Below are 22,974 nucleotides of genomic sequence, written 5' to 3' on the forward strand. Positions count from 1 at the left end.
TATTTTTTGAGTCTTTATTTTGTAACTCACCCACAATGCATTATATTTGAGGCCTATTTCAAGCATAGTGAAAAAAGAAACCATGAAGAAAGCTATTTACCCCGGTACTTTTGATCCTGTGACTAATGGTCATATCGATATCATAGAGCGTGCTTCTCAATTGTTTGATCATGTAGTAATAGGCGTAGCAGCTAGTCCTAGCAAGAACACACTATTTAGCTTGGATGAACGTGTCTCACTTCTTAAAGAAGTCTGCCAACCCTACTCTAATGTATCCGTTGAGGGGTTTAGTGGGTTGCTGGTTGATTTTGCTCAGCAACAAAAGGCAAATGTACTCGTTCGCGGCCTTAGAACTACCATGGATTTTGAGTATGAGTTTGGGTTGACCACCATGTATCGCAGGTTAAAACCCGATTTGGAAAGTATCTTCTTAACACCAGCTGAAGAATATGCGTTCTTATCTTCAACTTTGGTTCGAGAGGTGGCTATTCATGGTGGTGATATAACCCAATTTGTACCTAAGGCCATCAATGCCAAAATCAATCAAAAACTAAGTAATAAATAGCGACCACGGTAAATGTAGACCTATTTATGAGTAGTGAAACGGTACTGACTCCGTTGTTGTTTACCTGATATAATCCACCTAACATTTTGCATCAAGGAAGTTTTATGATCACCGTAATTTGCGATGCTGGCATGGTTGGCGTTGAAAAACACTTAGCACATACAAGTATGTAGGCCTAAGACAACAGTTGGAATTCTCCAATTTTTCGCGATGACAACATTGGTTCGCTCAGTACTTTTTACTAAGATTAATATGAATCAACGCTGCTCAAACAAAGGTGAGGTATCTAAACCTCCTATTGTATTTAGCCTCTTTCAAAGCAGGGCAAATAATGCCAAACAGCTCAATTTTCTAAAATAAAGACCTTATGATTAGCAGAAACGATTATGACCCAAAAGCTTATGACCCTACTTTTCAGTGGGCTTTTTTGGCACCTAAATACTGGGGAACATGGTTTATTGTATTGTTGATGTTTCCTGTTTCATTGCTTCCTATTTCATTTCACCATGCATTGGCGAACTTTTTTGCAAGACGATTATCTAAGTCGCAAAAGGGGCCAGCACACAGAGCTCGAGTAAACTTTCATCTGGCTTTTCCAGAGAAAAGCTTTGCTGAGCGTGAGCAATTGGTTTATCAAACTCTCTATACTGCAGGTGTATTCATACTGAGATTCGGACTTTTAACTGTGCGATCGAAAGAATGGCTTCAAACTCAATGTCGCTTTGAAGGTGAAGAGCACCTAACTAAACATCTGGATAACGGTGACAATGTCATTTTGCTGGTGCCACATAGCTGGGCAATTGACATACCGGCAGTGTTTCTAGCGTCAAAAGGCTTGCCTGTCTCAGCCATGGCTAAAAGACAGAAGAATGAAGTCAGCGATTGGTTAATGCACAGACAGCGCGTGCAATATGGGGGGCGAGTTTACGAGCGTAGCGGAGGCATCAAACCATTCATAAAATCAATCAAAAGTGGTTATCTCGGATACTATTTGCCAGATCAAGATCATGGCCCTGAATTAAGTGAATTTGTAGATTTTTTTGCCACAAAAAAGGCAACTCTACCCGGAATAACCAAATTATCTAAGCTATCTAAAGCTAAGGTTATTCCTTTGTTTGCCTCAATCGATCAAAAAACAGGCCAATATGTTCTCGAACTGCAATCGGTACTAGAATGGCAAGATACCGAGAGCGAGGACGCAAGGCAAATGAACCGAGTTATTGAGACCTTCGTTAAATCAAAGCCAGAACAGTATATGTGGATTTTACGGTTATTTAATTCGCAACAAGATGGCCGCCGAGTTTATCGAGATGCTATCAAAAAATATGATAATGATTGGAAAGTATAACCAAGTGATTACTAAATTGGATAAAAAAACATTGATAGCTGCAGCAACAACCTCTTTGTGTATGGCTTTTTTCATAATTATGAACATTCAAGGCGAGTCTTACAGACTAGCACCGTTTGGCCTGCTAACTCTATCTTTAGCATTAATTCTATTGAATAGACTCAGTTTCAGCAGCCTAAAACCTTTCACATGGTTAGTAACCGGACTCTTCGTTTACTTTTTAGCTTATGTCATTTCGTTTATATATCACGATGAAACAGCAAGCATACTCGATATGCCGAGCCGAGCTGTATTTGCAGTATTGGTGTTGATGGCATTAATTAAATACCCACCCAATTTGCAAGCTGTCTTATGGGCTATTCCTATTGGGGGAATAGTAACTGGACTGGTAGCTCTGTACTTTCAGGTGGCTTTTGAGACTAGAGCATTCTATGGCCATGGTTTTATGGTCATCCAGTCATCAGGGATGGCTGCATGGGTTTCTTGCTTATCTTGCGTTGTGGCAGGCTTTGCTTTAGAGCAACTAAAGTATCAAGACTCTGTTCTCACCAGTTCAACCAAAACGCTAAAATATTTGTTAGCAGTAGCGTGCTTGGGTGGTGTTATGGCGCTAACAGCAAGCCTACTCTCTGGAGGCCGAGGAGCTTGGCTAGCGACCCCATTTATACTTTTAGGTATCGCATTTCTTTATCGCTCGATTTTTACCAAAAAAGTTACTTTAGGAGTGATTATTGCGTTCTCGATCATCGGTACTTTAGGTTACCCACAAATTCAACCTCGTATACAAACGATGGCGAAGGAGCTGCAACTCTACAATACAGGCCATATCGAAATCGATAACTCAAGTGGAGCGAGGCTAACACTTTGGCAAGGCGCTTACTTCTCTTTTTTAGAACACCCTATATTAGGGGTTGGTCGTTCGGGTCGCCAAGCTGACAAAGAAAGACAAGTAGAAGCTAAGCTGAGCAATCCAGCTATCTTGAGACATATTGGTGCTCATAACCAATACCTCGAAATGCTTCAGACAAAAGGACTAGTTGGCCTCACGGCTATCATATTCATGTTTTCGACTAGCAGTTGGTTTTTCATAACCAAATTGAGAGAAACTGTTTCAACTAAGAAGCCACAGGTTAAACTCGTCGCCATACTTGGCTTAGTGCATGTCGCTTCAGTAATGGGTTATTGCTTGACTCAAAATTATCTTAATCATCATTCCGGCATGCTACTGTATGTGGTTGGGTTAGTTATTATATCTTCACTATTCACCGTAATAAATAATGAAAACCGCATACAAGAGGTAGATTAAACTCATGAAAATACTCGTAATTGGGCCGTCATGGATTGGTGATATGGTAATGAGTCAATCCTTGTATATCACCCTAAAAAAACGTTTTCCTGAATGCGTCATTGATGTAATGGCTCCAAAATGGTGTATGCCTATCTTAGATAGAATGCCTGAAGTAAACTCAGCAATTGACATGCCGCTAGGACACGGACAATTTGAATTTTGGAAGCGACGTGCGCTGGGAAAACAGTTAAAAAATGCGGGCTATACGCATGCTTACGTTTTGCCTAAATCGGCGAAGTCTGCACTCATACCTTGGTTTGCTGCTATCCCTAATCGTATTGGGTGGAGAGGTGAGTTCCGCTACGGGTTACTCACTGATTTAAGATCGAACATGAAATCGTTCCAATATATGACAGAACGATATTACGCACTGGCTTACCCAAAAAAGGATATGACGGGTTCAGAGGTTTTTGGCGGAATAGAAAAATCACCTTACCCCAAATTACACATTGATAAACAAATACAGTTAGACACACTCAAAAAATATGACTTAGATACAAGTTCAAAAATAATCGGGCTGTGCCCAGGGGCTGCATTTGGCTCTGCAAAAAAGTGGCCAGAACATTATTATGCTCAAGTCGCCGAGAAAATGTGTAGAAAGGGTTATCAAGTTTGGATATTTGGTTCTCAAGGTGATCTTGATGCATGTCAAACCTTATATGATCTTGTTCCAAATGAGCTACATCCACAGTTGTCTATCTTGGCTGGTAAAACCTCTCTAATAGAAGCCGTCGATCTTCTTGCTGCATGTGAAAGTATAGTCGGCAATGACTCTGGTTTACTGCATGTCGCTTCGGCATTAGGCTGCCATGTTGTAGGAATATACGGCCCAACAACACCGAAATATGCACCACCGTTAACTGATAACAAAGATATTGTGTACACAGAGATTGAATGCTCACCTTGCGCAAAACGAGAGTGTCCATTAGGCCACAATAAATGTATGAATGAATTACACCCTGATAGAGTTCTAGCACGCCTTGAAACTTACCAGGCAAAGTTGAGAAATTAACCAGTGATCATCCGCTTTATATACACGGCCCTACTGACACTAGCTGCACCTTTTCTGCTTTACAGCCTGTATCGAAGTCACTCGAGCAAGCCAGCATACGGTAAGCGATGGGCGGAACATTTCGGTATCACACCGAAATTGACAACCAATCTTCGCCCTATCTGGATTCATGCTGTCTCTGTTGGCGAGAGTATTGCTGCAATACCACTTATCAAAGAATTAAAAAAAAGACACCCTAAGCAAACTATTCTGGTGACTACAACGACGAGCACTGGTGCTGAACAAATCGGAAAACTAGGTGATCTCGTTGAACATCGTTACATGCCGATCGATTTTGGCTTTGCTGTTAAGGGCTTTCTAAAAGCGGTGAGCCCAACACAAATGTTGATTATCGAAACCGAGCTTTGGCCGAATACACTTCATCAAGTATCTAAGTTTGGTGTGCCAATAACGGTCGTGAACGCAAGGCTATCTGAGAAATCTCGAAATAATTACTCAAAGTTTCAACCCGTCTTCAACATCATCGAACCTTGTCTGACCAACATACTTTGCCAAACTAAATCTGACGCTGCACGTTTCGAACGTTTAGGTGTAGATAAAAACAAGCTGGCTATTACTGGTTCAATTAAGTTTGATATACAGATATCAGATGAAGTCAGAGAAAAAGGCAAAACACTAAGGAAGGAACTCGGCGAAAGTCGCCCAGTTTGGATAGCTGCTAGCACTCATAAGGGTGAGGATGAGCAAGTGCTAAAGGCTCATGAAAAAGTTTTAGAATCACACCCTAACGCGTTACTCATTCTTGTCCCTCGTCACCCAGAGCGATTTGATAGCGTCTTTGAACTTAGTAACAATGCTAATTTTAACAGTGTAAGACGAACTTCTAACCAAACCATCACCGCAGAAACTCAAGTCTACCTTGGTGATACTATGGGTGAGATGCTAACACTGATGCGCGCAGCCGATGTGTGCTTTATGGGGGGAAGTTTACTAGGAGATAAAGTTGGAGGGCATAATGTATTGGAACCTATAGCACTTGAAGTCCCTGTCATTATAGGACCAAGCTACTTCAATTTTAAATCTATTGTCGATGAGTTAATTCAGGTTCAAGGGATTACAATCATTCGATATAAAGATGAGATAGCTAAATCAGTCAGTGACTACTTTAGAAAACATGAAGATATTCAAGAGTGCATTAACAACTCTCTATCCGTTGTTTCTCATAATATCGGAGCATTACAAAAAACCATTTCTATTTTGGACAATAAATAAATGAATTTATTCCTAGTCACATCACCTTTTCAATATATATGCGCACTTGAGGCGAAGGAGTATTTTCATTGTAAAAAAAATATTCTTCTTTTAGTCAACCAAGATACCGAAATTGGTAAACTACATCAAAGGCAATTATTTTCAGAAACAGATTGGACTCATGTTGTAGAAGTTAGCAGAAAGAACCGTAGCATCAATATCCCAAATGCGATAAAAAAAATAAAAAAAATAACCTATGGGGGGAGGGTTAATTACTTCTTTTACTCGGAATACACTAGCTGGAGAAAGAATCTAATTATAAAAAACCTAGAAATAGAAAAAGAAATATACTTTGACGATGGTACTCTTACATTAGCTGAATATCCTAAATACATTCAAAAAAAGTCCGCTTTTTACCGCCCTAGATTAATTCAAGATTTAGTCATAAGGTTAAATGGTTGTAAGCCAATTGGACACTTGCAACAATCAGAGAATCTTGAGCTATTTACAATATTTAGCTTTAATTTCCAAGGTCACACTGTTCATAAAAATACGCTTGGGAGATTGAAGTCTGAATATGGAAACCCTAGTCTTTTTAATCCAGATGCTCCAATTGGGTATATAGGACAAGGAGCTATAGGAGATAAGCATCAAAAGTCTGTCGCTGACTACATAGAAAGTCTAGATAGCCTTGCGATGTCTAGTAGCAGGAAAATAATATACTTCCCTCATAGAACAGAGCGAGATGAAGTAAGGAGAACTTTAGAAAACAAAGAATATATAATATATCACCAAAGTGAATATCCTCTGGAAATAGAATTAATCGACAAAAACATTGAACTATCAGGATTCGTAGGTACTTATTCAACAGTAATGTTTACTTGTAGACTACTTTATCCAGACATGCCTATTTATACGATATCCGATGACTACCCTGACAAAGTATTGCGAGAAGAATTAAAGAGGCAATTTAAATCTATTAATATAAAAAAAATAAATAACTTTAAAGACCTATAATTAGAATCAGAGCCTTTTATTGATAAAAAACTCTGCCAAATCAAAATCTAATTGCTGGTCGATATCGAATGAGTCTTTATTTTCCATAACATAAGCAAAAGATTCATTCGTATAACATATATCTCGACATTTAAGAAATTTACGAACATCAAATATATAAATCGCCCCATTAAATCGGTAAAATCCCTCCAAATCCTGAGAGCGTTTCAAGGCTTCAGGGCGAACAAACTCTCCCAACGAACCATCATCAGGTAAAGTGTTCGACCAAGTAGGTGGATGCTCGCATGGAGTAACAGAAACAACAGAAGAAGCTTGCTTTTTCACAAATAATTCCAAAGCTTGGTCAATATGTACCGCGGTACGTAACGGAGATGTTGGTTGAAGTAAAACTACGATATCAACATTATTCCCAAATTTTTCCAGTGTGTACGTCAAAACGTCAGCTGTAGAAGCGGTATCCGACGCCAAGTGACTTGGCCTCAATTCTGGCACATCTATTCCAAAGCTCTGTGCCACCTCTGCAATCTCTTGATCATCTGTACTAATAAATATTTGGTTTATATATTTGCTATCTTTGGCTGCTTCAATTGACCATCCTATTAATGGTTTTCCCGCTAAAGGAAGTATATTTTTTCTTGGCAGCCTCTTACTACCGCCGCGAGCAGGGATAAATGCCAATATTTTTTTAGTGTTAATCATCAAAACATCTCTAGGTTATGAATATCGGCTTGTGCACGATTAAAATCATCCATACGACCAATATCCAGCCAGTATTCATGAATTGGAAACATTAAAATATTGTCACGTAGATTCATATGCTCTTCGAGCAATGTTGGCATATCAATTCGATAGTTTTCAGGTACAGAAGCGATCACTTCAGGTGACACTACATAAATACCAGCATTCACAAAAAAACGTTGAATTGGCTTTTCAACCATACTGGTGATTTTATTGCCTTCACCATTGATTACCCCATAAGGAATCTGATAATCATACTCACGAACACACATTGTCGCGTCAGCTTGGTTCTCAGTGTGAAATTCTAATAATCGTTGAAAATCCACTTTCGTCAAGACATCACCATTCATCATAATCAACGGAAGGTCTTTAGGAAGACTATCTGGTAACAAACCAAGTGCACCGCCTGTACCTAGAGGAGATTCCTCATGCACATAAGTAATATTAATCCCTAACTCTGAGCCATCACCAAAATGTTGTTGGATTAGCTCTGGCATGTAGTGAGTCGAAATGTAGAAGTTAACAAAACCTGCCTTGATAAAACTGCGGATCACGGTTTCCAAAATTGGCTTATTGCCAATATGCAGCATAGGTTTTGGACACACATCAGTAAGCGGTTTAAGTCGCGTACCAAACCCACCAGCCATAATAAACACTGGGTTCTGATGTTTAGGCTGGTGAAGTGCACCATGAAGAGTTTCAAGACCAACAACTTTATCACTTGCATCGAGTAACGGAACCGACAATATTCCGCGATTGTCCATTAGACCAATCAACTCTTCTCGAGAAGAGCCTTCTAGTGCTGTCGTTGGATTAGTGTTCATCACCTTTGATACGGATTCAGTCAACGGCAAGTTATTTAGTAAACCACGTCGAATATCGCCGTCTGTCACAACACCAAGTAACGCTTGTTCTTGATCAACAACCAACACCACTCTTAACGCTTCATTATTAATGATTTCTAACGCGTCTCGAATTGTGCTATCAGGTTTTATTAGCACATTATTCCAACAATGACTCATGGCACACCTAATTTTAATTTCTTGAATGCTTGGTAGCTTACAGTAAGCTAATATGGCTCGATTATACATCTAAAAGGATAACATATGCTTTGCGCTGGTAGGGGTTTCGTTAAAATAGCACCCGCTCCAACAATTGAGAGCGCACCTAAAGTGATACCTTGTATCACAGTCGCATTCGCTCCTATATAACAACCATACTGGGTTTCTACTTGACCACACAAAGTCGCTTTCGGAGCAAGATGGTTGTAGGTGCCAATCTGGCAGTCGTGCTCTACAAGTACACTCGTATTGATAATGCTATGTTGCCCTATGGACGCACCTGTTTGTATAACAGCTCCTTCCATAATTTGAACACCATTTTCTATAGTTGCATATTCAGAGACAAATGCAGTTTCAGCAATGACATTTTCAAATCGATAGCCTAATCCAATGAAGTAACTCGCTATCTTTTCCCGCAAGTTAGATTTAGGCATCGCACCAATACCCAACACCAGTCTAACGTCATTGGGAGAAAACTGTTCTACGTCACTATCTTTTAGAAACTGCTTAATCCCCGAGAAAATCCGACGCTGGGAGACATCATCAGGGCAAATCACCGCGACTATCTCACGCCCTTGGCGAAGCAATATGTCTGCAAGCACGCTCGCATGACCTCCCCCTCCGATTAGCACAATAGGCAACATAGAAGCAGCATTATTCAAAGATCAGCTCTCCAGCTTGATAAGCTTTAGAAGAAGAGCGTTCAAGCATATCCCAATAGCGATAAGGTGACATGCCATGACCCGGTCTCTTAATGGTGATATTTTCTGACGAAAACGCCTCACCTTCGGTAATATCACACGCAGCAACCAGACTTTTCCTTGCGACCGCTTTATTTTTCACTTCTGATACCGTCGGTGTTTTTACGCTACTCCCTAATGCCAACTCGACCTGTCGAATTGCGCTGACCATGGCCGTTAAGTCTTGAGGTTCAAGAGAAGCTTTGTGATCCGGTCCTTCCATGTTGTTATCTAGCGTAAAGTGCTTTTCAATCAACACCGCACCGCGAGCAACAGCTGCAATAGGAATCGTAATACCTTGACTGTGGTCTGAATAACCTGCAGGCAGGTCAAACGCACGACCTAAAGTGTTCATTGCTTTAAGGTTAATCTCTTCCATTGGTGCTGGGTATTCAGTCGTGCAGTGCAAGATTGTGACCTTACTCTTAAGCGCTTGTTGACCTTTATCAGAGGCATAAGCTTCCTGGAAGGCCTGCACAGAAGGTATGGCGTTGTCATCAGCAGTGTAACCAAATGCAATCACACCTAGCGCGATTTCAATTTCCGATAGTGTCGCCATACCAGTGGAGACAATCAAATCACACCCAGTTCGAGCATGTTCTAGTACGAGAGGGGCATTAGTAAGTTCACCAGAAGGCAACTTCAAGCGAGTTAACCCTAGATCGTTTACTAAAAAATCTAGGCTTTCTGAATCAAAAGCGGTTGATAAAAACTCAATACCGAGTTGCTCACAATGCTTAACCAATTGATGGTGAGCATCATAAGAGAGCTCTAAGCGACTAAGCATAGCTAATTGCGACTCTTGTTTCTGCATGTTGGCAACCTGATATTCCGCCTGTTTCGCGTCTTCAGTTACAAGGTTTTTTGCCTTAAACGTCTGAAACTTTACAATATCAGCACCCGCTTGATAGGCTGCATCAACAAGCTCAAATGCCAGTTTTTCATCACCATTATGGTTTACGCCTGCTTCGGCAATAATCAGAGTCATACCGCTCTCTCTTTCGTTATTTGTTACTAAAAGCTAAATGTATAGCTCTCAGTTCGGTAAATCGTGGAAGGTTTTGCATGGATTGAAATCCAGAGTTTTGATCATCTCGATCACTTTTTCACTGGTGTTTCCTTGTCCGTACGGATTCTCTATCTCTTCCGCAGTATCCTTATACTCACGTTCATTCGCAGATCTGATAGCTCGCTCAATATCAGCTCTGTTCGACTCACAATGCAGCACGCTTTTTGCTGCCAAGCGACCTTTCTGGCGAGATCCAATATTAACAGTGGGGACATCAAATGCCGGTACTTCAATAATACCGCTAGAAGAGTTGCCAATCACAGCCGCTGCATATTTAACTGCACTGAGGTAACGCACTTGCCCAAGCGAAGGAATTGCTAATACGCGATCAGGTTGGCTCGCGGCGTAAGCTTCTAGCATTGGGATAATGCGGCGACCACCATCATCAGCATTTGGGTAAGTGAGGATAACTTGATGCTCTGGGAAACAGTTTAAAGCATCCAATAAAGCTTGGAATGCCTCTTCAGGTGCTTCATTGCCGAGTGTCACCGGATGATAAGTCACCAAGAAAAACGGTTTAGTCAAAGAAAAGTTGAGAGATTCCCCCAACTCGCCCAATGACATGAAGTCAGCACGTTTAAGGTGGTCAAGGCCTATTGCACCGACATTTCTTACTCGCTCAGGTGCCTCACCCAATTGAATCACGCGCTGACGATATTCGTCTGTCGACGTACCATGCAGGTAGCTCAGTTTGGTAATTGCATGACGAATCGCATCATCGTATGCGCCTTCTGTAATTTCACCACCATGCAAGTGAACAATAGGAATACGCAAAATCATCGCCGTTTGAGCAGCGGCTAATGCCTCAAAGCGATCGCCAAGTATAACCAATACATCAGGCTGTAGACGTGCTAAAGAGTCCGAAAATCCAAGGACACCAAGGCCCATACTTTTAGCTGTACCTACGGCAGAATCAGACGAAAGCAGGATTTCAATTTTTTCATCAATCTTAAATCCATCTTTTTCTATCTGCTGATAGGTCTCCCCAAACTCCGGCGAAAGGTGCATCCCCGAAACGAGAAGCTGCAGTGTTAAATCGGGATCACTTTGAATATCTTTCAAAAGCCAAAAGAGCAGACCATACTCTGCTCTTGTTCCAGTAAAAACCGCTACTTTCTGAATCTTGTTTTCCATTAAGCGCCTTTAGACAGTTGAATGGGTGTGCTCGGAATGTTGATCAAATGCGCTTCAATAAACTCAGACTGCGTCAAGTCACCACGCAATGCGTTCTCGAACATAGGAAGACGATGCATCAACTGCCAAATAGGACGCGTCATGACACCCGCAGAATTGGTTTCTTCCAAAATTTTTGCTCGTGATGCTGTGTCTGGGCAAATAATCGCATTCAGCCAATAATTCGACGTCGCGTATTCTGGTTCTGTCACGAATGTAAATTCTGAACCGGCGAAAAAATGTTGGTATTGTTCAGCCAATTGGCGCTTCTGAACTAGGTATGATTCGAGCACTTCCATTTGTGCACAACCCAATGCGGCATTCAAATTCGGCATTCGATAATTGAAGCCAGGCTCATCGTGATAAAACTCAAAAGGGTGCGGGACCTTAGCTGTCGTGGTCACGTGCTTAGTACGAGCACCCTGCTCTTGAGTTTTACACAGAACCATACCACCGCCACCGGTTGTAATAACCTTGTTGCCATTAAAGCTGATCGCAGCATAATCACCGAATGTACCTGTATGTTGGCCTTTATAGAAAGAGCCCAAACTTTCTGCTGCATCTTCCACTATGACCAGTTGCCACTTTAAACATACGGCGACTAACTCATCGAGTTCGACAGGGTGGCCGAAAGTATGCATCGGAACCACAGCGCGGATGCGTTGTCTTGTTTGTCTATGGATACAACCTTTTTCAGTCAACTCAGCGTGTTGTGTTAGATAGTAGTCAACCGCTTTAGGGCACAAGCCTAAGCTTACCGGAGATATATCAACAAAAATTGGCTCTGCACCCATGTGATACAGGGCATTGCAAGTCGCAACGAAGGTCAAAGCTTGTGTAACAACCAAGTCACCGCGTTGTACGCCCGCCATATAGAGTGCTGCATGTAGAGCTGCGGTGCCATTGACAGCAGCTACCGCCTTAGCACTTCCGGTGTAAGCTTCAATCTTCGATTCAAACTGATCCACAAATTTACCAACACTTGAGACAAACGTACTCTCAATGGTTTCTGTGACGTAAGCTTTCTCGTTGCCATTGAATGTTGGCGCATGCAAAGGAACAAACTCATTGGTTTGGTAAGTATCACGAACAAATTCAACTAATGATGCAGGTTTCATGTTCTCTCCTACATTTTACTGTCTAGATATTTGCCTGTTTCTTTGTGTCCAAAGTCAGGAATCATAGTAAAGAATAGCTCGACGATTTGCTCTTTGCTCCACTCTCGATCTGATTTCATTTGACCAATTGTACTTTCAAATAAATTCAGTAACTCTTGCTGATACAAAGGGTCGTTTTTAATAATGCCTAGGTTTGCAAAACGCTCCATATCGAGTGTTTCTTTATCGGTAAAAAACTCTTCAAAGTCTTTCTCACCAGTAGTGTCACTAGACGTAAACAAACAAGGCCACTTGCCTTGTGATGGAAGTGTTTTCGCCAACTCACGGGCTTCATCTTCGCTTTCACAAAGATGAGGTTCGTAACCGCGTTGCTCAAGGTACTTCACAGCAATATCTGCAAATGAGATTAAGTGAAGCGCTTCACTAAGTTTAGGGAAGAAGATGTCTCTGTTTTCACCAAAAATGCACGACATTAAGCATAACTCACCAGACTCTTGAGGCGTGACGAAGTAGCGTTTAATGTCATTTGGCGCCACGATAGGTTGGTTTTTCAATAGGCGTTGGTTAAAGCCGTGTAATAGAGAACCATCAGAGAATGCCACGTTAGCAAAACGTGCTGTCGAGATAGCCATCTCTTCACTTTTACGCATCAGGAACATTTCCATAATACGCTTTGATGCTCCCATCATGTTGACAGGGTTTGCTGCTTTATCTGTCGATACACAGAAGTACTTTTTCACCCCTGAATCGATAGATTGTTGAATGGTTTTATCAGTATTAAACACATTCACATCGATCATTCGCATTAGAGTGTAAGGGTCTTTTTCACTACGGACATGCTTAAGTGCCGATAAGTTCAATACGTAATCGTATTGGCCATCTGCCTTAATGAACGCATCATACTCAATCGAACCGATATCAAGAGCAAAAGTTTGAAAGTCACCATCGATGTAACCAAAAGAGCTACGAATATCTCGAACCACCTCCACCATGTTATTTTCACTGACATCAACAACATGCAATTTATTAGGGTTGCGTTTAAAGATCTCTTTAGTAACCGCTTGGCCAATGGAGCCTGCGCCACCAAGTACAAGGAAGCGGGATTCAGAAACAATACGAGATAGCTCAGCTTCATGCTGACCGATGTCTTGAGTAAACAAAGCATCGGTACGACCGATGAGGGGTAAAATAGAATTCATTGGATGAGTTTCTCTGTTTTCTTTATTTTTGAAATTCAAATGAGGTGGACTTTTGCTATCCACTGTCTGTCAAGCACTTTAGCTCTTGGTGAAACAATCGAGACTAGACGCCTTTCCTAATTCTAGTAAACGCAAGTAACACCATACTGCAAGAAAAAAGTATCGTGTTAATTCTCAGTTCTAGTCGCAAACTATCTGAGGCGGAGGCAGTGCAGAATCTAGTACAGATCATTATAACGAAACCACATTGTTTGTCCTATGTGTTTGTATATCTGAGAGCAAAACCTACTTTTAACACAATAAAAGACTGGGTCATGTTGCTATTGAATTTTACATTTTTACTATAACTCTGCATAATTCATACTTCCTCGCTAACTGAAAACTAATACATGACTTTGTTTCGCCAACCACCTAATTCGCTCTGTATTTTAAGACTTTCCGCTATCGGTGATGTTTGCAATACGGTCGCTGCCGTCAAGGCAATTCAAAGACAATGGCCATCGACTGAAATCGTCTGGGTAACAGGTCATCTAGAGAGCAAGTTAATCTCCGAGCTAGAAGGCATAAAAGTTGTTACGTTTGATAAGAGTGGAGGCTGGAAAGCGTATATAAACCTTTGGAAAGCTCTCAGGAATTATCACTTCGACGCCTTACTGCATATGCAATATGCTTTGCGCGCTAGTTTAGCAACCTTAGGCATCAAATCCCGTTATAAACTTGGGTTTGATAGCAGTAGGAGCCAAGACTTTCAAACCTTGTTTACTAACATCAAAGTGCCATCACCAAATACTATGCACGTGCTCGATGGCTTACTAGCCTTTGGCAAAACTTTAGGTATAACGAACATGCAACCGGTATGGGGCCTTCACTACTCCTCAACAGACCTAGAGTGGGCATCAAAGCACATTTCTAATGAAAAGCCGAATTTGGTCGTAGTACCTGCTGCTAGCAAGTCATATAAAAACTGGAATGCCAGTGGCTATCAAGATGTAATTAATCACGCTTTAGGTCATGGTTGGAACGTTCTTCTCGCAGGCAGTCCCGCTAAAGTAGAACTTGAACTAGCACAAGAGGTGCAAGGTGGTCTAAACGAGAGTGTTACTGACCTTGTTGGAAAAAGCTCATTAAAAGAGATGCTTGCTCTCATTGATAAGGCTGATTTAATCATCGCTCCTGACACAGGTCCTACTCACATGGCAAATACAATGGCAACGCCGGTTATCGGTTTGTATGCTCATCACAACCCCAATCGAACCGGGCCATTCCGTTACCTAGACTATGTAGTTTCAGCCTATGAGGAAGCCATTTTAGAGGAGACAGGCAAAGATTTGACCCAATTAAGCTGGCGAGCACGTGCAAAAGATAAAAATGCGATGAATAGAATCTCTTCTGATTCGGTCATTAAAATGTTTGATAAAGTCACCCAAGAATTAAACCTATTGCGATAAGATTAGCTCAGGAACTCAAATGGCAAGTAAACCAACAATTGCGGTAGCTCTTATCGTAAAAAATGAAGCACAACACCTAAAAGCATGCCTAGATACAGTCAGTGATTGGGTTGACGAAATAGTGATTCTAGACTCAGGGAGCACCGACGGTACTGAGCAAATAGCTAGGAGTTTTACGGACAAGTTTTTTGTTAATTTTGATTGGCCTGGATTTGGGATGCAAAGGCAACTTGCACAACAGCATGTCGAATCGGATTACGTCCTTTGGCTTGATGCAGATGAGCGAGTTACCCCTGAACTAAAACTGAGTATTTTAGAGGCGGTCAATTCTGACAATTCAAACACTGTATATGGATTGACTCGATTAAGCTGGGTTTTTGGTCGATACATACGCCATTGTGGTTGGTATCCAGATAAAGTTTTGCGCTTATATCGCACCCGTTTAACAGGCTATAATGACGCTCTAGTACACGAAAAGGTTTACGTTACAAAAGATGTGCAAGTGAAGATATTACAAGGAGACCTTGTGCATTATACCTATAATGATATGAATCATTACCTTTTAAAATCAGCTGGCTATGCGAAAGCTTGGGCAGATCAACGAGAAAAACAAGGTAAGACAGCAAGTTTAACTCAAGGTCTCTTTCACTCTGTTGGATGTTTTATAAAGATGTATTTCCTTAGAGCTGGCTTTTTAGATGGTAAGCAAGGCTTACTCATTTCTTTATTATCGGCACATTCCACCTTTGTAAAATATGCCGATTTATGGGAGAGAACCCATACACGATCTCAGTCTGATCAAGATAAAATCTAGTTACATTCCTTTAACTGAGGACTTTAGATTGCTTATCCATGGCTCTATTGTTTCAAGCACGTATGAAATATCTATGCGAGTCAAATCATCTTGTTCACCTCTACTGCTTGCATTTTGAGGACAAAAGGCGATATGCGTGTCAACTGAGTTTAATGGACGCCAACGTAAAGGTGTTGCTGACCTTTTACTCGGAAAGAACCCAATTGTAGGTACGTCAAGAGCAGCAGCAATGTGTAATGGGCCTGTTGACCCTGCAGTAAATAAATCAGCACATGCTAGCGAGCGAGAAAAGTCTACCAAACCGTCATTTTTGTCATAAACACGAGCTTCAACGTCTATTTTAGCTAACAAATTTTTCAGTTCTTGTGCCTTACCTTCTTCTCCAGGGCCAGCTGTAAGTACTATTTCGAACTTTGCCGCCAAGCCAGCAATAAGATCCCTGTATTGGTTAAGTGATAAATTGTTAGCTGATCCACCTGTTCCAGCATGTACAAACAACCATGACCTATTTTTATCAAGCTCTAGTATTTCAGCAAGCTTGTTCTTTTGAGTAATTAGTTCACTCTCAGAAAAAGTTAAATACGGGGTACTAGGTTCTACGATCGGTTTATTAATATCATCTAGAAAAGAACGAACTAAGTCTAAGTTGTACTCATATTCTGATTTTAATGATTTAGAACGACGCTGAACAATTCGTTTGTTGTATAGGATTTGGGTAAACTTGGTTGCAGGTGCCAAACGATAAGGTATTTTAGCTTTCCACACTAACTTGGCGTTATATGCTGTTGAAAAGAAGTTAATTGAAACATCAAACTTTTCAGTCTTTATTTTTTCTAACAGTTTTTTTTGTTCTTCTTTACTCGAGTTCTCTGTTGGATCGAGCAATACTGAGTCTATCCATGGGCAAAGTTCCGCAAGCGCGACAGTATATTTAGGAACCAATGCAGTAATATGAGTATTAGGTAAGGACACCTTTAACATTGCAAAGCTTGGCCATGCGAGCATGAAATCACCAATTTTGTCATTACGTACTACAAGAATTTTTTGCATAATTACGCCCTTTACTAAAACTAATTGAAACCAAATCTCTTTTTAAGCAAAGCAACTCTGCGCTGAGTTTGCCTTTGAGTGATGGCAGGTGATATGTGGTAGAGGAGTTTAAGAAAGTCATTAGTAAAACCAAAACCGTCAATCATCACAACCTGCTCTCTTCCTTGGTAATAGGCAATAACTAAATTACCTGATACAAGATCTATGACAGATATTTTTTTTGATATAAGCTTTCGGCAGAATTCATCGACTAGTAACTCAAGCTTAGGATGAGTTCGATCTTTCGCTAAGTTCTTAGCTATCTTTCCATCTTCGCCTTTTATTAATGGACACACCAAGCCACAGCCTAAGTTAGTGTCCACCCATTCTATAGGTAAAGCAAAGGGTAAATCTGAAATATCCATTCTTTTCTTTAGTGATTGCATATAAGAGAACTCACGTTCACTTTCGTTTCTTGACCGTTTAGTTTGGTATCGAATTTTTATGCACAAACTTGGGTTTTCTGGATGAACATAAACCACGCGTTCAGAACCTCGTGCAATTTCTAGAGCATCAGATAATTTTAATTCCGCAATATTCATAACAAAAATCTTAACTTAAAAATAGACTTATCAAGAGTAAACCTTTCTTAAACGTTCAAAACTCTTATTAAAGAAATTGACTACAAGTAGACTGTTTTCCTTGATATTTATCTTACTATTTACAATATTTGAAGCCAATTCTGAAAAGTTTTGATAACTTTCAACTTGTACACCAATAGTTTCAGTAAGCTCTCTATAATTTCGTGATTTATCTCGCACATGCACTATACCCCGCTCCATTCTTATATACTCCTTTATTGTTGTCATACTACCTCTGTCTTGCAATATTATATGGTTGCAAGACATAACTAGGGCGTTGTACGTAACACCATTCGTTACTGTTGGGAAACTAATATCAATATTTTTCCTTTTGAAAAATCTTAAGTAGGCACAGTAAACATCCAGAAGAATTCTATATTTCCGCCTTTTATTGTAAGTAAATATCATGTACTTGTAATCTAGCAAAGCACCTTTTTTATCAAGATCATTTAAAATACTAATAGTTTCAGAAAGTGTAAACACCCCACGTTTAGCTCCTATTAATATTTTTTCCTCGGGATTTATCGCCTGTGATTTTAATTTATACAACTCTTGAAATTTTTCTAATTCTTTAGTCGGCATAACAGAGAATGCATCTCGCGCATCCGTAATGTTAAAATCACTCCTTTCTAAAACATATTGTAAATCTTGATTAAATGCTTTTTCTGCTGCTATGAAATTTCTTATTTTTTTCAAGACTGTTATACAATCATCAGACATATAATTACGAGGCGTTACTTTCAAAAAACCATTTTTACTCTTAGTTTTAACCCAACGAGTTAATTCATCTTCGGTTAAATGTACGTATATTTTTTCGATAGAAGTCTCATTGAAAGAACAAATATCATTGAATAAAAAACTATTATTTTTATTCAATGATATGAATGTAATGCTTTTAGCCGAGGATATCTCTTCTAGAGAGAATTCTTTATAATATTTGCTTTCAATGATTGAATTTTTTATAACATTATTGTCCAATGTCAAAAAATATAAATTCTTTTTATGAATGGCACACTTATTAATCAACATGTCTATATACAAATTTACAAAGATATGACTGCTGTATCCAACAATCAAATGTTTTTCTTGTAGCATAAAGTGAACCCTCTATTTTTATTTCTCGCTTAATCACTTAACAACTAAGCTTCTCAAATACATATCTAAAAGAACTTTATATCCAATAATATTAGAGTCCGTATTTTCTTTTCCACTTAGTTCATTCTGGGCTCCATCTCGCCAAGGGTACACTAGAGTGGGGTCATCATTAAAAAACACACCATTTGGAGTAATAGTTCGAGATTGATTGTAACCAAATTCATTTATATCTAAGCTGTTCAGCATATTATTACCAGCCAAAGACACATACTCTCTACCGGACAAGCTGTAATGGTATAGTGTTGGAAACACATCTTTGTGCGAACCTACTCTTTGGGGATCGTAGTTATATTCAACTTGGTCTAAAATTTTCGGTGGGACATACATATAAAAGGGAACGCCTTCCGATACAGCAATTTCATCCTTCCGTGTTGTCGCAATCGAACGAGCGCGGTGATCACCAGTTGCTGCTATCAAAGTTTTTTGGCCTAATGAAGAGTGCTTAATACTGCTAATAAATCGACCTAGCGAATCGTTAGCATATTGGTAAGTCTTCAACATGGCGTCAGCATCTTTTGCTAAAGGCCCCATAAGCTCATCTAACCTATCGCTAACCGTTATTGAGCTAGCCTTGTAGCCAGAAGGCGCTTTATACGGAGGGTGATTTGTCACAGTTAAGATATACAGCATGGTTGGCTGAGTGGCATTCTTTAGCAACTCTTCTGCATATTGAAAAGTATACTCATCAGGAACTCCCCATGTTGATGCTTGACTAGCAGCATCTGGAATGGCCTTTTTGATATCATTTTCATCTAGCACCTTATCGAACCCCTGCACCGGAAGGTAATTCGACAGGTTTCGCCACATCCCATTTCCCCCAGTCAAAAAAATCACTTCATAGCCAGCTTCTTTATATGGCAAAACGACAGAGCTTTCTAAAGCCACTTTTTGATAATTGTTATGAGCAATTGTTGGGATCGGGCTATAAAACAACATCATCATGATGCTTTCAAGTGTGCCACTACCACCAGATACAAACCTTTCAAATACAAAATCATTTTCAAAATGAGGACGAAGCGCTCCTAGCATATCGTTTCTGCCTTGGTCATCTTCTAACAGAACATTGGTGCCCATACTTTCCATCAATGCCATTACAACATGTGGTTGGTTTTTCTCTAAATAGTGATTGATAGGCAGCGGGTAATGTGGTGTTGTTTGGCCAAGCACTTGTAGCATCTGTTGTTCTAGCTCGCTCTTATCAACAGGCTCAATTTTTGATTGGCCCTTGTAATCTGATCGAGCCCAATCAATAGCCATAAATGCATTGGGCGTCACAATATTAAGGGCTTTATATTGGGAAACATTTGCATGGTACCGTTTGAGAGGTAATGAGCCAATCGAACCTCTAGCTGCCACAAAGTAGACAGCAACAACCGAGATAACAACTACTGTCGTTTGCCAGACTTTAGGTTTTCTTGAAGAAGAACCACTAATTAGCTTATGGTCAAGCTTTCTATGAACCCACATAAAAAAACAAGCAATTGCTATAGAGCCTAAGAAAGACCAGACAATAGGATAACTCCTCCAAGCATCTCCCAAAATAGCTGACGTATCATCATCGAAAATCCCGAATGCAAAAAGGTCTATGTAATTTCCGTACGTCACATAATAGTAGTAATTGCCGATCGAGAATGCGGTTATTAAAAAGAAAATAACTAATGAGTAATATGGTGCCCACTTTCTCCAAACACCAAAAACGTTTTGAAATTGCGCGGTAATCAAACCAGTTAAAAAGATGGGAGCAAAACCTATTGCTGTCACTTTTAAATCATATCTTGCTCCAACAAAGAACGCTTGGAAAATATCGTCACTGTGTTGCTTGAGCAATACATCATCTGCAATCAAGTGTAAAAACATGCCACGTGAAATAGAAAGCAAGCATGTTGCCATCACAACTAGTGAGGCAATTAGTTTAAGAAGGTGATAATAGTTTGTCTGGCGATTTATCATAGCAAATATGTCTGAAGCGGTTAAATACTGCAAAAGTATATCATTGAGCCGCTTTTGTGCACAGCAATCAAGATTTTTATTCAGTTTTGTTTACTTTTGGCACTCTTCGCAATAAAACGTATTGCGCTGTCCGATTTTTAGCTCTTGAATCAGAGCTTCACAATTAGGGCACTTTTCATCAGCTTTACCATAAACCTGAAGTTCTTGGGCAAAATACCCCGGTTTGCCATCTGCTTGTGCGAAATCTTTTAGTGTTGTACCGCCTTGCTTGATGGCGGTGGCAAGCACTTGTTTGATCTCTTGGGTTAACAAGGCCCACTCTTGTTTTGTCACTTTGCTTGCAGGGCGCAAAGGGCTAATACGTGAAGCAAATAGCGCTTCATTGGCATAGATATTACCCACACCAACCACCACTTTGTTGTCCATGATGAACTGCTTGACGGCTACTTTACGCTTTTCTGCTTTCTCAGCAATGTAGTCAGCGTTGAAGTCATCGGTTAGTGGTTCAGGGCCAGAACCGAGTAACACAGGGTGTGTTTCGTCGGGAGCAGACCACAGCCAAGCGCCAAAACGACGTGGATCGTTGTAGCGTAGTACTTTTCCATTGGTGAGCTTAAGATCCACGTGATCGTGCTTGGCTGCTGGAAAGTCAGCGTCTAATACGCGTAGTGAGCCAGACATACCAAGGTGAACAATGGCAGTGCCAGTATCCGTCTCAATCAATAGGTACTTTGCGCGACGCGAGATAGAGCGAATCACCTGCCCTTCTAATGCTTTTAACTCTTGTGGGATATCCCAACGCAGCTTAGGCGTGCGAAAGGTAAGGGTTTTAATGGTCTCGCCAACTAAATGAGGCGAGATCCCCATGCGGCTTACTTCGACTTCGGGTAATTCAGGCATAATCTAGTCGTCCGATTTAGGTGGTTTGTCTGATATAGATAGCTTGTCTGATTTAAATGAAGGTTTCGAGCTAAAACTTGGAAACAGGTAGCTCTCTTCAATAGACATCGCCAACCACTGATCATTCCAGTTTTTTAACAACCAGAACTCAGGCAATTGATAATAGGTAATACGCTGGGGCTCTTCTTGGTCTTGATACCATACTTCGATGGTGTGCGGTGTCTTTAACCGAGGCGTAAGGTCTGTGTAGGTCTGTGAGTCGACTTCCGTGCCCACAAGCTCTTTCCAACGTTGTGACAGCTCTTGTGCATTGGTGGCTTGAGGGAAGTCAGTATCTTCGAACTGGTAAACCCATTGATTATCTTGTTGAATGACAGACCACTTAGCAAAGTGTAACGCTTGAAGCTTTGCTGTTGGGTTCAGGAGATAAGGATAAGGGCTATCAACCTGCGGTTCAGGCTCGATAAGGTACGCTTTGATCAATGTTGGAAGGTTTAACACGCCAATAAAAGCGATCACACTGAACATGAGTATGTTGTTCCACCGGCGTCCACGATATCTCATCTGATTCTGCTCATCTAACCTATTGAACATTCAGTATATCGTGAAAGTGGCAATACTTTCTATGTTGTACAGATTTCTATCTATCAGAGGCTATATCAAGCAAGAATAATTGAGTTCCTCAAATTGTAGATATAAAAAAACCCAGCGATTAAACTGGGTTTTTCAATTCTTTCTTCTACTGAAGAAGAGCAAAAAAAGCATCAATTACTTGATTTTAGCTTCTTTGTACATAACGTGTTGGCGAACTACTGGATCAAACTTTTTGATCTCAAATTTGCCTGGCATGTTACGCTTGTTCTTATCAGTTGTGTAGAAGTGACCAGTACCTGCAGAAGATACTAGACGAATTTTCTCACGAATGCCTTTAGCCATTGCTTAATTCCTCTTAAACGTTTTCGCCACGTGCACGGATATCAACAAGAACAGCATCGATGCCTTTCTTATCAATGATACGCATGCCTTTAGCAGTTAGACGTAGTTTAACAAAACGTTTTTCGCTCTCTACCCAGAAACGATGAGTTTGTAGGTTCGGCAGAAAACGGCGCTTAGTAGCATTGCGTGCGTGTGAACGGTTGTTACCCGTTACTGGACGCTTACCAGTTACTTGGCATACTCGGGACATGAATGTCTTCTCCAATCGTTTCAGCTCGATATCAACCTTGGTGGCCGAACCTCTCTATCAATTAAAATAGAAGGTAAAAACCGTTATGGAAAATCCATACAAGGCTATCAAAGGTCGCGCATTATACTAACTTGACACGCATTGCTCAAGACCCGAACAGATCCTTTTTACGGATTTCGTGATCTTTTTTTGTGCAGCGCAGCTTGCTTGAG

At 40.5% G+C, this 22,974-nt stretch carries 23 protein-coding genes; 8 read left to right on the forward strand and 15 right to left on the reverse strand.

The window, feature by feature from the left end; all coding sequences use genetic code 11:
- The first annotated feature begins 82 nt into the window (after positions 1–82).
- The 6 genes from coaD (at position 83) to AB4486_RS19665 (ending at position 6,541) form a co-directional block, all read left to right on the forward strand.
- A complete protein-coding gene (gene coaD / locus AB4486_RS19640; protein WP_017066287.1) occupies positions 83–565 on the forward strand; it encodes a pantetheine-phosphate adenylyltransferase in 483 nt (160 codons plus the stop codon).
- Positions 566–932: 367 nt separating this feature from the next.
- Positions 933–1,913 carry a lauroyl-Kdo(2)-lipid IV(A) myristoyltransferase gene (gene lpxM, locus AB4486_RS19645; RefSeq protein ID WP_017066288.1) on the forward strand — a complete coding sequence of 327 codons (981 nt, stop codon included), beginning with the start codon at positions 933–935 and terminating at the stop codon, positions 1,911–1,913.
- Complete coding sequence (locus AB4486_RS19650; RefSeq protein ID WP_102428036.1) at positions 1,855–3,219, forward strand: O-antigen ligase family protein; 1,365 nt, start codon at positions 1,855–1,857, stop codon at positions 3,217–3,219. Before lpxM ends, AB4486_RS19650 begins: the two co-directional genes overlap by 59 nt.
- A gap of 4 nt (positions 3,220–3,223) precedes the next feature.
- A complete protein-coding gene (gene waaF, locus AB4486_RS19655; RefSeq protein ID WP_017066290.1) occupies positions 3,224–4,273 on the forward strand; it encodes a lipopolysaccharide heptosyltransferase II in 1,050 nt (349 codons plus the stop codon).
- A 3-nt stretch (positions 4,274–4,276) separates the two neighbouring features.
- Positions 4,277–5,545, forward strand: coding sequence for a lipid IV(A) 3-deoxy-D-manno-octulosonic acid transferase (gene waaA / locus AB4486_RS19660; RefSeq protein ID WP_017066291.1), 1,269 nt, complete (start codon positions 4,277–4,279; stop codon positions 5,543–5,545).
- The gene (locus AB4486_RS19665; RefSeq protein WP_372118316.1) at positions 5,546–6,541 is read left to right on the forward strand and encodes a glycosyltransferase 52 family protein; all 996 of its coding nucleotides are present in this window, start codon (positions 5,546–5,548) and stop codon (positions 6,539–6,541) included.
- A 6-nt stretch (positions 6,542–6,547) separates the two neighbouring features.
- Here AB4486_RS19665 and AB4486_RS19670 read toward each other — a convergent pair whose 3' ends face one another.
- Genes AB4486_RS19670 through AB4486_RS19700 form a run of 7 tightly spaced genes read right to left on the reverse strand, consistent with a single transcriptional unit; the run spans position 6,548 to position 13,639 of the window.
- Positions 6,548–7,240 carry a cytidylyltransferase domain-containing protein gene (locus tag AB4486_RS19670; protein WP_017066293.1) on the reverse strand — a complete coding sequence of 231 codons (693 nt, stop codon included), beginning with the start codon at positions 7,238–7,240 and terminating at the stop codon, positions 6,548–6,550.
- On the reverse strand, positions 7,240–8,301 hold the full coding sequence (locus tag AB4486_RS19675) for a nucleotidyltransferase family protein (protein WP_017066294.1): 1,062 nt from the start codon (positions 8,299–8,301) through the stop codon (positions 7,240–7,242). Before AB4486_RS19675 ends, AB4486_RS19670 begins: the two co-directional genes overlap by 1 nt.
- Before the next feature lie 47 nt (positions 8,302–8,348).
- Positions 8,349–9,002, reverse strand: a complete 654-nt coding sequence (locus AB4486_RS19680) for an acetyltransferase (protein WP_017066295.1) — start codon at positions 9,000–9,002, stop codon at positions 8,349–8,351.
- On the reverse strand, positions 8,995–10,068 hold the full coding sequence (neuB, locus tag AB4486_RS19685) for an N-acetylneuraminate synthase (protein ID WP_372118319.1): 1,074 nt from the start codon (positions 10,066–10,068) through the stop codon (positions 8,995–8,997). The genes AB4486_RS19680 and neuB overlap by 8 nt, the downstream gene beginning before the upstream one ends.
- A gap of 48 nt (positions 10,069–10,116) precedes the next feature.
- Entirely contained in the window at positions 10,117–11,283 is a 1,167-nt protein-coding gene (neuC, locus tag AB4486_RS19690; protein ID WP_069597296.1) for a UDP-N-acetylglucosamine 2-epimerase, read from the reverse strand.
- Complete coding sequence (locus tag AB4486_RS19695) at positions 11,283–12,440, reverse strand: LegC family aminotransferase (RefSeq protein WP_372118322.1); 1,158 nt, start codon at positions 12,438–12,440, stop codon at positions 11,283–11,285. Before AB4486_RS19695 ends, neuC begins: the two co-directional genes overlap by 1 nt.
- Before the next feature lie 8 nt (positions 12,441–12,448).
- Positions 12,449–13,639, reverse strand: a complete 1,191-nt coding sequence (locus AB4486_RS19700; RefSeq protein WP_372118325.1) for a UDP-N-acetylglucosamine 4,6-dehydratase — start codon at positions 13,637–13,639, stop codon at positions 12,449–12,451.
- A 389-nt stretch (positions 13,640–14,028) separates the two neighbouring features.
- On the opposite strand from AB4486_RS19700, the gene AB4486_RS19705 reads away from it, so the two are divergent.
- Together AB4486_RS19705 and AB4486_RS19710 are read left to right on the forward strand one after the other, a co-directional pair.
- Entirely contained in the window at positions 14,029–15,087 is a 1,059-nt protein-coding gene (locus AB4486_RS19705) for a glycosyltransferase family 9 protein (protein WP_017066300.1), read from the forward strand.
- Between the two features lie 19 nt (positions 15,088–15,106).
- Positions 15,107–15,901: a glycosyltransferase family 2 protein gene (locus tag AB4486_RS19710; RefSeq protein ID WP_017066301.1), complete on the forward strand. Its 795-nt coding sequence runs from the start codon at positions 15,107–15,109 to the stop codon at positions 15,899–15,901.
- On the opposite strand, the gene AB4486_RS19715 is transcribed toward AB4486_RS19710, so the two are convergent.
- The 8 genes from AB4486_RS19715 to rpmB form a co-directional block, all read right to left on the reverse strand.
- On the reverse strand, positions 15,902–16,951 hold the full coding sequence (locus AB4486_RS19715) for a glycosyltransferase family 9 protein (RefSeq protein ID WP_017066302.1): 1,050 nt from the start codon (positions 16,949–16,951) through the stop codon (positions 15,902–15,904).
- 20 nt (positions 16,952–16,971) lie between these two features.
- On the reverse strand, positions 16,972–17,532 hold the full coding sequence (locus tag AB4486_RS19720) for a YrbL family protein (RefSeq protein WP_017066303.1): 561 nt from the start codon (positions 17,530–17,532) through the stop codon (positions 16,972–16,974).
- Between the two features lie 30 nt (positions 17,533–17,562).
- A complete protein-coding gene (locus AB4486_RS19725) occupies positions 17,563–18,666 on the reverse strand; it encodes a hypothetical protein (RefSeq protein WP_102463690.1) in 1,104 nt (367 codons plus the stop codon).
- A 33-nt stretch (positions 18,667–18,699) separates the two neighbouring features.
- Entirely contained in the window at positions 18,700–20,676 is a 1,977-nt protein-coding gene (locus AB4486_RS19730; RefSeq protein WP_372118394.1) for an LTA synthase family protein, read from the reverse strand.
- Positions 20,677–20,766: 90 nt separating this feature from the next.
- Complete coding sequence (mutM, locus tag AB4486_RS19735; protein WP_372118328.1) at positions 20,767–21,576, reverse strand: bifunctional DNA-formamidopyrimidine glycosylase/DNA-(apurinic or apyrimidinic site) lyase; 810 nt, start codon at positions 21,574–21,576, stop codon at positions 20,767–20,769.
- A gap of 3 nt (positions 21,577–21,579) precedes the next feature.
- Entirely contained in the window at positions 21,580–22,140 is a 561-nt protein-coding gene (locus AB4486_RS19740) for a hypothetical protein (protein WP_372118331.1), read from the reverse strand.
- 204 nt (positions 22,141–22,344) lie between these two features.
- Positions 22,345–22,512 (reverse strand): 50S ribosomal protein L33, encoded by a 168-nt coding sequence (rpmG, locus tag AB4486_RS19745; protein WP_002535344.1) that lies wholly within the window; start codon positions 22,510–22,512, stop codon positions 22,345–22,347.
- 13 nt (positions 22,513–22,525) lie between these two features.
- Positions 22,526–22,762 carry a 50S ribosomal protein L28 gene (gene rpmB / locus AB4486_RS19750; RefSeq protein ID WP_004728407.1) on the reverse strand — a complete coding sequence of 79 codons (237 nt, stop codon included), beginning with the start codon at positions 22,760–22,762 and terminating at the stop codon, positions 22,526–22,528.
- Between the last annotated feature and the right edge of the window lie 212 nt (positions 22,763–22,974).

It is taken from the genome of Vibrio sp. 10N.222.55.C6 (genome assembly GCF_041473395.1).
In the GTDB taxonomy this organism is placed as follows: Bacteria; Pseudomonadota; Gammaproteobacteria; order Enterobacterales; family Vibrionaceae; genus Vibrio; species Vibrio crassostreae_C.

What these genes read in the sequence shown, in the direction of transcription:
- coaD (WP_017066287.1), top strand. Translation starts at nt 83, where the DNA reads ATGAAGAAAGCTATTTACCCCGGTACTTTTGATCCTGTGACTAATGGT.
- lpxM (WP_017066288.1), top strand. Translation starts at nt 933, where the DNA reads ATGATTAGCAGAAACGATTATGACCCAAAAGCTTATGACCCTACTTTT.
- AB4486_RS19650 (WP_102428036.1), top strand. Translation starts at nt 1,855, where the DNA reads ATGGCCGCCGAGTTTATCGAGATGCTATCAAAAAATATGATAATGATT.
- waaF (WP_017066290.1), top strand. Translation starts at nt 3,224, where the DNA reads ATGAAAATACTCGTAATTGGGCCGTCATGGATTGGTGATATGGTAATG.
- AB4486_RS19665 (WP_372118316.1), top strand. Translation starts at nt 5,546, where the DNA reads ATGAATTTATTCCTAGTCACATCACCTTTTCAATATATATGCGCACTT.
- AB4486_RS19670 (WP_017066293.1), bottom strand. Translation starts at nt 7,240, where the DNA reads ATGATTAACACTAAAAAAATATTGGCATTTATCCCTGCTCGCGGCGGT.
- AB4486_RS19675 (WP_017066294.1), bottom strand. Translation starts at nt 8,301, where the DNA reads ATGAGTCATTGTTGGAATAATGTGCTAATAAAACCTGATAGCACAATT.
- neuB (WP_372118319.1), bottom strand. Translation starts at nt 10,068, where the DNA reads ATGACTCTGATTATTGCCGAAGCAGGCGTAAACCATAATGGTGATGAA.
- neuC (WP_069597296.1), bottom strand. Translation starts at nt 11,283, where the DNA reads ATGGAAAACAAGATTCAGAAAGTAGCGGTTTTTACTGGAACAAGAGCA.
- AB4486_RS19695 (WP_372118322.1), bottom strand. Translation starts at nt 12,440, where the DNA reads ATGAAACCTGCATCATTAGTTGAATTTGTTCGTGATACTTACCAAACC.
- AB4486_RS19700 (WP_372118325.1), bottom strand. Translation starts at nt 13,639, where the DNA reads ATGAATTCTATTTTACCCCTCATCGGTCGTACCGATGCTTTGTTTACT.
- AB4486_RS19705 (WP_017066300.1), top strand. Translation starts at nt 14,029, where the DNA reads ATGACTTTGTTTCGCCAACCACCTAATTCGCTCTGTATTTTAAGACTT.
- AB4486_RS19710 (WP_017066301.1), top strand. Translation starts at nt 15,107, where the DNA reads ATGGCAAGTAAACCAACAATTGCGGTAGCTCTTATCGTAAAAAATGAA.
- AB4486_RS19715 (WP_017066302.1), bottom strand. Translation starts at nt 16,951, where the DNA reads ATGCAAAAAATTCTTGTAGTACGTAATGACAAAATTGGTGATTTCATG.
- AB4486_RS19720 (WP_017066303.1), bottom strand. Translation starts at nt 17,532, where the DNA reads ATGAATATTGCGGAATTAAAATTATCTGATGCTCTAGAAATTGCACGA.
- AB4486_RS19725 (WP_102463690.1), bottom strand. Translation starts at nt 18,666, where the DNA reads ATGCTACAAGAAAAACATTTGATTGTTGGATACAGCAGTCATATCTTT.
- AB4486_RS19730 (WP_372118394.1), bottom strand. Translation starts at nt 20,676, where the DNA reads ATGATAAATCGCCAGACAAACTATTATCACCTTCTTAAACTAATTGCC.
- mutM (WP_372118328.1), bottom strand. Translation starts at nt 21,576, where the DNA reads ATGCCTGAATTACCCGAAGTCGAAGTAAGCCGCATGGGGATCTCGCCT.
- AB4486_RS19740 (WP_372118331.1), bottom strand. Translation starts at nt 22,140, where the DNA reads ATGAGATATCGTGGACGCCGGTGGAACAACATACTCATGTTCAGTGTG.
- rpmG (WP_002535344.1), bottom strand. Translation starts at nt 22,512, where the DNA reads ATGGCTAAAGGCATTCGTGAGAAAATTCGTCTAGTATCTTCTGCAGGT.
- rpmB (WP_004728407.1), bottom strand. Translation starts at nt 22,762, where the DNA reads ATGTCCCGAGTATGCCAAGTAACTGGTAAGCGTCCAGTAACGGGTAAC.